Genomic DNA, 12052 nt, shown 5'->3' on the forward strand with positions numbered 1-12052 from the left:
CTGCTTCTCGCTGGGGATGCCCACCCCCTGTCCGTGAAGGACCAGGGGGTGGGCATCCCCAGCGAGAAGCAGCGCCTCATCTTCGAGCGCTTCGGCCGCGCGCACGGCAGCAAGTACGGCGGGCTGGGGCTGGGGCTCACCATCAGCCAGGGCATCGTGGAGCAGCACGGCGGCCGCATCTGGGCGGAGTCCTCGGGCACCGCCGGGCAGGGCTCCACCTTCAACGTCTGGCTGCCCCGCCGCACGGATGCGCAGGCGGCGACGCCGACGGACGTGTCGCGCACCCCGAGCTGAAGGGACGCGGCTGCGTTCGTGAAGGACGCAGCCGGGGCCCCGGACGGCCGGGGCTCCAGGGCAGGAGGGGACGGCACGGCCTGTGCTCTGCTGGGGCGCAGGAGGCTTCATGGCCACGCGCCCCAACATCCTCGTCCTGACCGTCGACCAGCTCCAGTTCCCCCGGTTCGCCTACGGCCCTGACGGCGGCTTCCTGCCGGGCATCAAGGACATCCTGGGCTTCGTGGACGAAGGGGGGGAGGACAACCCCTTCCGGAAGTTCTTCCCCGGCTTCGCGGCGCTCCGGAAGAACGCGGCGGTGTTCCGCAACCACACCATCGCGGCCTCGGCCTGCACGCCCAGCCGGTCGGTCATCTACACGGGGCAGTACGGCACGCGCACGGGCGTGACGCAGACGGACGGCCTGTTCAAGAGCGGTGATGCGGCGGCCTTCCCGTGGCTCGCGCCGGACGGGATTCCGACGCTGGGCCACTGGTTCCAGAAGGCCGGCTACCACACGCACTACTTCGGCAAGTGGCACGTGAGCAATCCGCCGGAGCACTCGCTGCGGCGGTATGGGTTTGATGACTGGGAGCTGTCGTACCCGGAGCCGCACGGGGCCTCCGTCAACAACCTGGGGGCCTTTCGCGACATCGGCTTCGCGGACCTGGCGTGTGACTTCCTGCGCCGGATGGCGTTGGGTCAGCCCTACAACCGGGCGCTGGCGAACCAGTCCTATTCCGCGCCCCGGGCGGCGCCGCCGGATGGGGAAGCGCAGCCGTGGCTCGCGGTCGCGTCGTTCACGAACCCCCATGACATCGCGACGTATCCCATCCTGCCCAGGCAGTTGGATCCGGACTCCACCAGGCTGGGACCCCTGAAGGTTCCGGCCCAGGGCTCGCCGTCCATCAAGCCCGTGGCGGGCACCTTCACGGTGCCGCTGAATCCGCTCGGGTTTCCGCAGGAGAACGCGCGCGTGCCGACGAACCTGCGCGACACCCTGGCGAACAAGCCGAGCTGCCAGCGGGACTACGCCTACAAGATTGGATTGGCGCTCGCATCGAAGACGGGGCTGACGCTGCACCAGGCGAAGGAGGGCATCGACCCGGTGGCGGTCACCTTGAACTCGGGCATTCCCTTCCAGCTCACGGCGGACCCGGAAGAGGCGGCGCTGCGCTTCCAGCAGTACTACGCGTGGTTGATCCACCTGGTGGACGGGCACATCGCGCGCGTGCTCCAGACGCTGGACGACAGCGGCCTGCGGGAGAACACGCTGGTGGTGTTCCTCTCCGACCACGGCGAATACGGCGCGGCCCACGGCTACCTGATGGAGAAGTGGCACGCGTCCTACCAGGAGGCGCTGCACGTGCCGCTGGTGGTGCAGTTTCCGGAGGCGCAGGCGACGCGCCACATCGAAGCGCTCACGAGCCATGTGGACATCGTGCCCACGCTGCTGGGACTGGCGGGCATCCCGCATGAAGAGGTCACGGCCATCCGCACCGACCTGCGGCTGCACCGTCCGGTGCCCCCGTTCGTCGGCGCGGACCTGAGCCCGCTGGCGCGCGGCGAGTCCCAGACCGTGATGGAGCCCAACGGCACGCCGCGCGAGGGCGTGCTCTTCATCACCGACGACGAAATCACGGAGCCGCTGCCGCGCACCGGAGACCCGCACCAGGTGCACGACGATGCGCTGTTCTCGGTGTACACGCGCGCAGTGGAAGCGCTGCGCGATGGGAGTACGCGGGCGGGCCATGTGCCCGGATTGAAGCCCGGCGCGGTGTGCCAGCCGAACCACGTCCGCTGCGTGCGCACGCCGCGCTGGAAGCTGGCGCGCACGTTCGACCCCTCCGGGGAGCACGCGGACCAGTGGGAACTCTACGACCTCCAGAACGACCCGCTGGAGCTGGAGAACCTGGTCGTCTACGACGCGCCCTTCCCGACGCTGATTGAAGTGCTGCCCCGGGGGCTGCCCCGCGCGGAGGTAGAGGAGGCGGCGAGGGCGACCCACGCGCTGCTCGGGCGGTACGAGGAGGAGAAGCTGTCCCCCTGGCCGAAGGCGGGCTGACGTCCGGGACCGGCGCCTCTACCGGGAGAGGCGCCGCAGCCAGGTGTATTCGTAGCGCGGGGGGAGGCCGGCGCGCTCTTGGTAGAGGAAGGGCTCCAAGCGGAGCGCCAACGCGCGGTACTGGGGCGGGATGCCGCCCTTCTGGATGTCGATGGCCTCGGGCCACTCGCTCAAGGTGATGAGCAGGCGTTGGCTGTCCAGGGGCAGGACGGAGACCTCCGGGAAGGGAAGGGCTTGTCTCAGGCCCTCGATGCCACCGAGCTGCCCGAGCAGGGGCTGGCCCAGGAAGGTGAGCCAGGAAGCGCTCCGGGCGTGGGTGCCGATGGCAAGGCTGGCATCACTCACATCGTAGAGGTCCAGGCCCAGGTAGCGCTCGCGGAGCGTGTCGAGGAGATCCCAATCCGACGTGCCCCAGCGGCCTCGGGGAGCGATGATCGCGAGGCTTGCGTAGCCGAAGCTGAAAGGAAGTTCCCACGCGAGCTTGAAGGCCAGGGCTCGCAGGTGGTCCGGGCCGTGCTCCAGCAGGTATTCCGTGGGGAGCGTGAAGGCCACCGCGGTGGCGGGGTCGCTCGGGTAGGGCCAGGAGGGCTCGCCGATTCTCCGGCCGTAGTATTCGAAATGGTAGCCGCCGGATTCGCTAGGGCTCTCCGACAAATCAATACGCCAGGCGCCGTTCCAGGGACATTCAAGCATCAGCTTTCGATGGTGCTCGTACCCTTTGTCATCGAACTCGACCATGTCGCCGTCGTCCGCCACGTACCAATTCAAGGTCTTGGGCGGGATGGCCTGGAGGTAGAGTTGCAAGGCACGCCATACGGCGGCAGTCACCTCTTCATGGTTGTGGTGGATGAAGAAGGAGATGACGACGCCATCTCGTGCCGCGAGCCGGCCGCTCCTGGAGCGCATTCGGATGACGGGAAGGGTTTCTTTCATGGGGTCACCCCTTCCATGGGCGAGATGAGCATTGCGTCTCCTCCCAGTGCCTCTTTGTAGACTTTCCCCTGGCCCTTGCCAAAATAGACGCTGTTTTGTCCATAGGTCGTCCACTGGGGCGGGTTGTCTTCAGGACAGGGAAACTTGAAGTCCAGGATGAGCGCGGCCTTCAGCAGGTTGCGATCCGCATGGAGGACGAGGTCTGGCTTGATGGTCCCCCTGAGCTCCTCTGTACAGCCCTTGGCGATGATGCTGGCCTCCTTCTCGGGGCTGAGGGTCTCCACGATCCGGGCATTCGGGTAGAAGCGATAGCGCTGTTCGATGCTGTAGGGCGCAGGCCACAGTGCGTCCAATACCTCCCGGGCGCATTCCAGGGCGAGCACGTGTTTCAGTTGTCCCAGTCGCATGGCCCGGGTGATGGGCCGTCCGCATTCGTCCCGGTCCACTTCCTCAGCGCACTCTGCCCGTGTCGGGGGCCGCTTATTGAAGAAGAGGGCATTGCCCTGCTCCTCGGCCAGGACGGCACATGCGGCGAGGCGCTCCTCGAGTTCCCCCACCGCGTTGTGACCCTGCATCAAGGCGAGCAGGACCGGGACGTGCCGGATCAGCGTGGAGGCCGCGGTCCGTGAGGCAGCGGACGCGGCGATCTGCTCGGCCAGGGCGGCGGCATGACGGACGTTCCCTGCGGTGTGCGAGTCCAGGCGCAAGGACTTGCTGGCGCAGGCCGTGAGCACAGCACACGCCACTCCCAAGCACACGAGCTTGAGGGGTGCAGGCCGTTTATCGGAGCCAGGGTCGGAAGACACAGCGAGGACTCTACCCGGCGGTCACGGAATGGCCGGGCCGAAACGCCCCGTCAGCGCTTGCCGCGAGCCAGCAGCATCACCGAAAACAAGATGGCTGCCATTGCGCCCCACGTCAGCGGGCCCAGCGTCTCTCCCGCGAACACCACGCCCAACAACACCGCCACCGCCGGATTCACATATGCATAGCTGGTGGCCAATGCCGGCCTCGCGTGTCGCAGCAGATACGCATACGCGCTGAACGCCACCAGCGAACCAAAGAGCACCAGATACACGAACGACATCACCGCGCGCAGCGGCGGCGTGCCCGCCATCCGCTCGCCCAGCACGGCGCTCACGCCCAGCATCATCACGCCCGCGGTCAACATCTGCGTCGCGGGCGTCATCAACCCCGTGGGCATCGGCAGCCGCCGACTCCACACCGAACCGAACGCCCAGCTCAGCGGCGCCACCAGCAGGGCCACCGCCGCTGGTCCGCCTCCGCCCATGTCCCCGCCCAGGTTGAGCAGCGCCACGCCCGCGAAGCCCAGCACCAGCCCCGCCAGCTCCGCGCGCCCAGGCCGCTGACCGAAGGCCGCGCCGAAGATGGCCGTCCACAACGGCATGCTGCCCACCACCAGCGCCGCCACACCCGACGGCACCCCCAGGTTCTGCGCGAACGCGATGCCCCCGTTGCCCACCACCAGCAACAGGAAGCCCGTCGCCGCCCCCGCGCCCCACTGCCGCGCTCCCGGCACCGGCTGGCCTCGCAGCCGCAAGCCGACGAAGAGCAGCCCGCCCGCCAGCAGGAACCGCAGCCCCGCCATCCGGAAGGGCGGAAAGCCCGTCAGCGCGAACCGCATCGCCAGGTAGGTGGACCCCCAGATGACGTAGAGCGCGAAGAGGCTGAACAGCAGCGCGCCCCGGCGGGGTGCCTGCTCGGTGGCTTCAGACAGGGGGGCGGACGCCGGAGACGGCGGGCTCGACAGGGGCGTGGTGGAGGTGGACACGGCGGGGGCCTTCTAACCCCCGGCCCCACCCGGGGCGATGTGCGCTTTGCCGTACCCTCCAGGGCGGCCAGGAAGCCGGTGCGACGCCTGCCTGCTCCGTGGAATGCGCCCCCTGGATTGAATGCCCCAGGCGTCCCTCTTAGAATTCTACAGGAAGCGCGGAGGCCGGAAGGTTCGGGCCGTCGGCTACCGGAGTGTGAGCAGCAATGCCGGACGAGCTGGGTGAACGCGAGAAGGAAGTCCTCCGTGCCGTGGTGCAGGAGTACATCACCACGGGCGGTCCCGTCGGCAGTCAGCAGCTGACGCGCCGCGGGGAGTTCGAGGTCTCCTCCGCCACGATGCGCAACGTGCTCGCCGACCTGGAGGCCCTGGGCTTCCTGGAGAAGCCCCACACCTCCGCCGGACGCGTCCCCACCGACCGGGGCTACCGCTTCTACGTGGACACCCTGGTGAAGCTGCGCGACCCCGCGCCGCGCGACCGCGAGCTCATCCACGCGGGCCTCGTGCACGAGTCCAACCTGGACGACATCCTGTCGGAGGCCAGCCGCGTCCTGCACTCGCTCACCCGCCACGCGGGCGTCGTCCTCACGCCCCGCCCTGATGCCGCCAGGTTCCAGCGCATCGAGTTCCTGCGCCTGCGCGAGGACCGCGTCCTCGCCATCCTCGTCGGCCAGAACGGCCAGGTGCACAACAAGGCCCTCACCGTGGACTTCCCGGTGACGTCCGACGAGCTGGTCAAGGCCAGCAACTACCTGTCCGAGCTGCTCCACCAGGTGCCCCTGGAAGAGGCCCGCGAGCGGATCCGCGCGGAGATGGATCAGGACCAGGCCCTCTACAACGCGCTCACCGCCAAGGCCCTGAAGCTGGGCGCGGCCGCCACCGACCTCCAGACGTCCGAGCGCGTGCTCATCGAAGGCACCGGCTCCTTCCTGGAGCAGCCGGAGTTCGCGGACGTGGAGCGCATCCGCGCGCTGTTCCGCGCCCTGGATGAGAAGCACAAGCTGCTCCACCTCCTGGACCGCGTGCAGCGCACCAAGGAGATGCACGTCTTCATCGGCGCGGAGAGCGAGTTCTCCGCCGCCGGCGACGTCACCGTCATCGCCAGCCCCTACGGCACGGCCGAAGCGGTGCTGGGCACGGTGGGCGTCATCGGGCCCACGCGCATGGACTACCGGCGCGTGATTCCCCTGGTGAACTTCACCGCGCAGGTGCTCTCCAGCGTGCTGGAGAAGGCGTAGCCCTCCGGCCGCGTTACTGCGGCGCGGGGGCGTAGACGCGCAGCGCGGCCGTGGCGACCTCGAAGCGCATGGGCGTCATGCCCACGTTCTCCCCGTCCGCGTTCACCTCCATGGGAGGCTCCGTCTCCACGGTGAGGCGGGCGGTGTCCAGGTGCACGACGGACTCGTGCTCCAGGTGTCCGCCGCTGCGCATGCCCAGCGCCACGCGCGCCAGCGTGGCCACGTCCTGCAGGTGGCCCAGGCCCGTGCGCTCGCCGCTGCCGTCCGCGGCCGACGGCGCGGTGATGGCGTAGACGTGCAGCCGGCGGTCATCCAGCGTCGCGTCCGGCGCCACCATGTTGCCCGCGCCGTGGTAGCGGCCGTTGCCCACCACCAACTGGAGCGCGTCCAATTCCAGCGTCCTGCCTTCCGCCTGGAGGCGGACGTGGAAGGGCTGCAGCGTGCGCATCTCCGCGGCGGCGGCCATCGGGTACGCCAGCTTGCCGGCGCGCTGCTTCAGCTCCTGCGTCAGCCGCTTCGCGATGGCGGTGGTGAGCCCCAGGCTGGCCGCGTTGAGGAAGGGCCGGCCGTTGACGAGCCCCACGTCCACGCGCGCCGTGTAGCCGCCCACGATGACGTCGCACGCGGCCTCGATGGTGTCCGGGATGCCCAGGGAGCGCGCGAAGTCGTTGCCGGTGCCCAGGGGCACCACGCCCAGCGTCACGTCGCGGTTCATCAACACCTGCGCCGCGCAGCTGATGGTGCCGTCGCCTCCTCCCACGAGGACGCGGCGGGCCCCCGAGGCGATGGCCTCCTCGAGCACCGAGCGCAGGCGCTTGGGCTTGGACAGCGCGTGCGCGGCCAGCAGGGGAATGCCCCGCGCGGTCAAGAGCGCCCGGGCCTCCTCGAAGGCCACGCGCCCCGAACGGGAACGCGTGTTGACCACCAGGACCGCGGGTCCCTCGTCCAGGTGCCGGAGGCGGGGAGGTGCGTTGAGTGCGGGTTCCAGGGGCGACCTCTGCTTTCTGTGCCGGCCTGCAACCTGCGCACGACCGGACAGCCGCACCAGTCCGCGTCCCAGAGAAAAGGGCAGGGCGCTGTCCATTCCCGGGACACGCGGGGAGGAAGGTTCCTGGGGTGGACAGCGGTAGGGGGCCATCGGGTTTCCTGCCCCGCCGGACATGCTCACCTTCCAGGCGACGCGGGCTCCCACTGGAAAGCCGCGCCGCGAACCGTTTCCAGGAGGGTGATGCATGGCACGTGGAAGCAAGGCGAAGTACTCGGAGAAACAGAAGCGCATGGCCGAGCACATCGAAGAGGGCTACGAGGAGAAGGGCGCCGGCGAGAAGACCGCTGAGTCCCGCGCGTGGGCCACCGTCAACAAGCTCACCGGCGGCGGGATGAAGGGCGGCTCCGGCAGCAAGGCGAAGGTGGCCCGCAGCCGTCCCGCGGCCCGCAAGAACGCGCGCAAGGCGGGGCGCATCGGCGGCAAGCGCCGCGCGGCGGCCGCGAAGAAGACGTCCACCGCCAGCCGTCGCAAGGCCACGCCCGCACGGGCCAGGCGCGCCACCACCGGCCGCAAGGCCACGCGCACGGGCACCGCCGGCAAGCGCTCCACGGCGCGCAAGAGTCCCGCGCGCAAGAGCACGGCGCGCAAGAGCACGTCCCGTTCGCGCACGGCGAAGCGCGGCGCCTCGCGCAAGTAGCGCGTCGGACCGGGGGCTTGCCGGTGGCCATGAACGTGGCCGCCGCAAGCACCGGATGCCCGGGCTACCGCTTCAGCGCGACTCCTCGTCCTTGGAGGAGTCCCGCGCCGGCGCATCCCACGGCCAACCCTCCGGGTCCTGCTCCAGCCGGCGCAGCAGCTCCGCGGGGTCCTTCGCGAGCGTGCGGCACCCGGCCGTGAGCAGGTTGTCCTTGCCGAAGCCGCCGCACAGCATGCCCACCGTCCCCAGGCGCAGCTTGCTGGCGGCGAGGGCGTCGTAGGGCGTGTCGCCCACCACCGCCACCGTGGCGGGGTCCGGCTTGCCCAGCCTGGCCATCGCTACCTCGAAGATGTCCGGGTGGGGCTTGCTCTTGGCGGACTCGTCCGCGTTCGTCTTCGCCTCGAAGAGGCCGTCGATGCCGCACAGCTCCACGTAGCGCTTGAGCTCGTCTTCCTTCGCGCTGGAGGCCAGGGCCACCTTGCGGTCGCGCTTGCGCAGCAGCTGGAACAGCTCCTTCACGCGCGGGAAGGGGCGCACCTTGGGCAGGAACTCACGCTTGAAGAGCGCGGAGCGGTACTCATCCAGGTCCTTGCCGAAGCGCTCCAGCTCCTCGTCGTTGAAGAAGACGGGCAGCAGCTGATCCGAGCCCTTGCCAATCTGGCTGCGCACGTGGGCGAAGGGGATGTCCCGACCGAACTCGATGAACGACCGGCGCCAGGCCTCGGCGTGCTCGTCCACCGAATCTATCAGCGTCCCGTCCACGTCGAAGATGACGTTATCAACCATGGGCAGCACCCTCCGCCGTCCAAGGTGGCGACGGAGGGCGTGCCGGTCAACCGCCCGTGGGGGGCTTCGGTCCACTCTCCTGCGTTGCGCTGTCCACGAGTGTCCGGGTCTGCACGCTATAACCGTCCGGCGCGGCGGGGGTGAAGGCATCGTTGGGCAGCGGCGCCTTCAGGTCCACGCGCGACAGCGCCGTCTCCCCCACCTGCAGGCCGGCCACGTGGCGCGTGAGCTTGCGCGGCACGCACAGCCCCAGCTCCGCGTCGCAGTGCTCCTCCTCCATCCGCACCTCGGCTTGCGTGCCGTCGGGCGCACGCGTGCGCTTGGCGAGGAAGTCCAGCGTGGGCCAACGCAACACGTAGGTCACCACCACGCCTCCTCCCGCGTCGCCCTCCAGCGGCATGGACAGCTCCACCGCCTCCTTCGCCTTCGGATGGGTCACCCCCCGGCGCGCCTTCGTGCTGCGCAAGAGCAGCGGCGCGCGGAAGCCGTCCGGCACGAAGGGGGTGAACACCTCCGTGAGGAAGGCGGACAGCTTCTCCGCGGAGACCTCCGAGGTGAACGTCGTGAACTGCTTGTTCGCCTCCACCTGTTCGTACAGGTGCTTGCCGTCCCAGGACACCGTGCGCGCCGGCTGCGTCACCGTGCCGCGCATCTTCTGGGGCGCGCGGTACGCGAACGTGAAGCCCGCGGACAGGCTGTCGCCTTCCTTCTGCGTGCCTTCCAACTGGTAGTTCAGGAGCTTCGCGTCGCGCGCGGCCAGCTTCTCGCGCACCTGCGCCATCAGCTCCGTGTCATCCCCACTTCCGGAGGAGGACGAACGGCACGCGAGGAGGCTCAGCAGGGGCAGCAGGAGGAGGGCGCGCATGAGGGAAGGCTCCGGAAATGAAAGAGGCCCCACTGTCGCCAGGGGGCCTCTTGGGTCTGCCCCGGTGAAGGGGCAGGGGGACTACTTCACCGCCACGCCGGTCGCGGAGGAGCTGGTGATGCCGATGATGGTGCCGAACAGCGCGAAGATGCCGTGACGGGGCGTGGTGCTCGCCGACTTCAGGTCGACCTTCGAGGCGCCCATGGCCTTCGCCTCGCTGATGAGGAGCTTGTTCACGACCGTGTCCAGGTCGCTCTGCACGATGTCGATGATGTGGAAGATCGCCGTCAGGCCCAGCGCGTTACCCTGGATCACGGCCACGGCCTCGCCGTTGGCGGCGATCTCGGAACCGGAGACAACGGCGGACTCAACGCTGGTGCAGCCCACGAGGGAGGCGGCGGCAACGGCGGACAGGATGAGCTTCTTCATGGTTTTCTCCCCAACAGATGGTTGCTTGCACGGTGGCGGGCCGCCCTGGACGGGCGCCCCGCCGTTTGATGGAACCCCAAGCGGCGCGGTTCGTACCAGAAGTCAACTTCAAGTCAAGGACCCGGGTCGGGGTAGTCCGAGTTGTGTTTTACACTTCATCCGCAGGGGGACCCGGGACAGGTCGCCCCCTGGGCGGACGTGAGGCATCTTCGCGCATGCACCCGGTTTCCGTTGCCCGTCCCGCCCCCCCGCCCCGCGTGTGGCTGCACCTCTTGCTGTTCGTGGTGACGCTGGGGACGACGTTCCTGGCGTACCTGCTGCTCTTCGGGCGCTCCTTTCCCTTCAGCGAAGGGGGGCTGTTGCCGGAGGACCGGGCGCAGGCGCTGGCCTTCAGCGCGTCGCTGCTCGGCATCCTGGGCTCGCACGAGATGGGGCACTACGTCCTGGCGCGTTGGCACAAGGTGGACACGTCGCTGCCGTACTTCATCCCACTGCCGGTGCCCGGGAGCCTGGGCACGCTGGGCGCGGTCATCCGGCTGCGGGGGCGCATCCCCACGCGCAACGCGCTGGTGGACATTGGCGCGGCGGGGCCGCTGGCGGGCCTGGTGGTGGCGCTGCCGCTGCTCTATTGGGGGCTCTTGCACTCCACGGTGGTGGACTCGCCGCCGGTGCCTTCCACGTTCCCGGGTGACTCGTCGCTGTGGGTGCTGGGACAGAACCTGCTGCATTGGGCGATGGAGCGGCTGACGAACGCGCCGCCCGCGGTGGAGGCCGTCATCACCCAGCGGCAGACGCTGTTCGGCGACAACCTCATCATGAAGGCGCTGACGTGGCTGGCGCTGGGCCCGGTGCCCGAGGGCAAGGACGTGGTGGTGCACCCGGTGGTCATCGCCGCGTGGTTCGGCCTGCTGGTGACGCTGCTCAACCTGCTGCCGGTGGGCCAGCTGGACGGCGGGCACCTGACGTTCGCGGTGTTCGGGCCCCGGGCGCGGACGCTGGGCAAGGGCGTGGCGTGGGTGCTGCTGTTCCTCACGGTGTTCGTCACCGCCTCGTGGGGCCTGTGGCTGGTGGTGGCGAGCAAGGTCGTGGGCTTCGGACACCCGGAGGTGGTGGACCCGGGGGAGCCCCTGAGCCCCGCGCGCAAGGTCATCTGCGCGCTGTGCCTGCTGGCGCTCATCGGTTGCGCGATGCCCGTCCCCCTGCGAGAGGTGCTGTCATGAAGTACCAGTGCGAGGGCTGCGAGCGGCTGGTCCCGCTGGAGTCCTTCCAGGTCGAGGACGGCCAGCTGTCCGTGACGTGCCGGGCGTGTGGCGCGAAGAGCCTCGCGGAAACCCCCTCTCCGGCCCCGTCGTCGTCCCAGGACGCGCCCCGGTCGGACGACGGGGTTCGCGGTGGGAGCGAGGGCGTCGCGGTGGCCGTGCCCATGGTGGCGCCCTTCGCGTCCGCGCCGCCGGTGCCCGCGCGGGCCAGCGTCACCGCGCTGCGCGTGGTGCGCTCCGATGCGCCGTCGGTGATGCCCGCCATCCCGGACGGGGACCCGTTCCAGGCGCCGCCGGGCCACTGTCCCAAGTGCGTGGCGCCCATGCGCGAGGACACGGAGGCCTGCGCGCAGTGCGGGCTCGTCTACGCCAACTTCCTCCCGGAGGAGCACCAGCCCTCCGAGCTGCTGGCCTCCGAATGGCACGTGCTCCTGGGGGAGTGGCAGGATTGGGACACGCATGACCGGCTGCTGACGATGGCGATGGGGCGGGGGGAGCTGGCCATGGTGGGCCGGCTGTACCGCCTGCGGCTGGCCCGGACCCCGGATGATGCCCAGGCGCTGCGCGGGCGGGATGAGGTGGTGCGCCGGGTGACCTCCGCGGTGCCGCTCGCCTCGGACGGCCCGTCGCCGGAGTTCGGGCGCAAGGTGAAGAACACCGTGATGGGGGCGGTGCTGGTGGTGGCCCTGGTGCTGGTGCTGGTGCTCTTCCAGATGCTGCGCGGATC

General features: G+C 69.6%; 13 protein-coding genes. 6 read left to right on the top strand and 7 right to left on the bottom strand.

The window, feature by feature from the left end:
• Both D7X74_RS32460 and D7X74_RS32465 read left to right on the top strand, forming a co-directional pair.
• Positions 1-294, top strand: a 294-nt coding sequence (locus tag D7X74_RS32460) for a sensor histidine kinase KdpD (protein ID WP_147446759.1), incomplete at its 5' end; no start/stop codon positions are given.
• A 109-nt stretch (positions 295-403) separates the two neighbouring features.
• A complete protein-coding gene (locus tag D7X74_RS32465) occupies positions 404-2338 on the top strand; it encodes a sulfatase-like hydrolase/transferase (RefSeq protein ID WP_120536887.1) in 1935 nt (644 codons plus the stop codon).
• Between the two features lie 18 nt (positions 2339-2356).
• Here the strand turns inward: D7X74_RS32465 and D7X74_RS32470 are convergent, their stop codons facing one another.
• The 3 genes from D7X74_RS32470 to yedA form a co-directional block, all read right to left on the bottom strand.
• Positions 2357-3271: a type VI immunity family protein gene (locus tag D7X74_RS32470; protein ID WP_233602354.1), complete on the bottom strand. Its 915-nt coding sequence runs from the start codon at positions 3269-3271 to the stop codon at positions 2357-2359.
• Positions 3268-4005, bottom strand: coding sequence for a hypothetical protein (locus D7X74_RS32475; RefSeq protein ID WP_120536889.1), 738 nt, complete (start codon positions 4003-4005; stop codon positions 3268-3270). The genes D7X74_RS32470 and D7X74_RS32475 overlap by 4 nt, the downstream gene beginning before the upstream one ends.
• A gap of 122 nt (positions 4006-4127) precedes the next feature.
• Positions 4128-5063, bottom strand: coding sequence for a drug/metabolite exporter YedA (gene yedA / locus D7X74_RS32480; protein WP_370450828.1), 936 nt, complete (start codon positions 5061-5063; stop codon positions 4128-4130).
• A 206-nt stretch (positions 5064-5269) separates the two neighbouring features.
• Here yedA and hrcA point away from each other — a divergent pair, with 206 nt between their 5' ends.
• Positions 5270-6301 (top strand): heat-inducible transcriptional repressor HrcA, encoded by a 1032-nt coding sequence (gene hrcA / locus D7X74_RS32485; RefSeq protein WP_120536890.1) that lies wholly within the window; start codon positions 5270-5272, stop codon positions 6299-6301.
• A 13-nt stretch (positions 6302-6314) separates the two neighbouring features.
• On the opposite strand, the gene D7X74_RS32490 is transcribed toward hrcA, so the two are convergent.
• Entirely contained in the window at positions 6315-7226 is a 912-nt protein-coding gene (locus D7X74_RS32490; RefSeq protein ID WP_233595690.1) for a lipid kinase, read from the bottom strand.
• A gap of 307 nt (positions 7227-7533) precedes the next feature.
• On the opposite strand from D7X74_RS32490, the gene D7X74_RS32495 reads away from it, so the two are divergent.
• Positions 7534-7986, top strand: coding sequence for a transcriptional regulator (locus tag D7X74_RS32495; protein WP_120536892.1), 453 nt, complete (start codon positions 7534-7536; stop codon positions 7984-7986).
• A 72-nt stretch (positions 7987-8058) separates the two neighbouring features.
• Here D7X74_RS32495 and D7X74_RS32500 read toward each other — a convergent pair whose 3' ends face one another.
• From D7X74_RS32500 to D7X74_RS32510, 3 genes are all read right to left on the bottom strand, one after another.
• On the bottom strand, positions 8059-8772 hold the full coding sequence (locus tag D7X74_RS32500) for an HAD family hydrolase (RefSeq protein ID WP_120536893.1): 714 nt from the start codon (positions 8770-8772) through the stop codon (positions 8059-8061).
• A 46-nt stretch (positions 8773-8818) separates the two neighbouring features.
• Positions 8819-9637, bottom strand: coding sequence for a hypothetical protein (locus D7X74_RS32505; RefSeq protein ID WP_120536894.1), 819 nt, complete (start codon positions 9635-9637; stop codon positions 8819-8821).
• A gap of 81 nt (positions 9638-9718) precedes the next feature.
• Positions 9719-10066 carry a hypothetical protein gene (locus D7X74_RS32510; protein WP_120536895.1) on the bottom strand — a complete coding sequence of 116 codons (348 nt, stop codon included), beginning with the start codon at positions 10064-10066 and terminating at the stop codon, positions 9719-9721.
• Between the two features lie 215 nt (positions 10067-10281).
• On the opposite strand from D7X74_RS32510, the gene D7X74_RS32515 reads away from it, so the two are divergent.
• Together D7X74_RS32515 and D7X74_RS32520 are read left to right on the top strand one after the other, a co-directional pair.
• Complete coding sequence (locus D7X74_RS32515; RefSeq protein WP_120536896.1) at positions 10282-11286, top strand: site-2 protease family protein; 1005 nt, start codon at positions 10282-10284, stop codon at positions 11284-11286.
• Positions 11283-12052, top strand: a 770-nt coding sequence (locus D7X74_RS32520) for a hypothetical protein (RefSeq protein ID WP_120536897.1), incomplete at its 3' end; no start/stop codon positions are given. The genes D7X74_RS32515 and D7X74_RS32520, both read left to right, overlap by 4 nt.

It is taken from the genome of Corallococcus sp. CA047B, assembly GCF_003612065.1.
GTDB lineage: Bacteria > Myxococcota > Myxococcia > Myxococcales > Myxococcaceae > Corallococcus > Corallococcus praedator.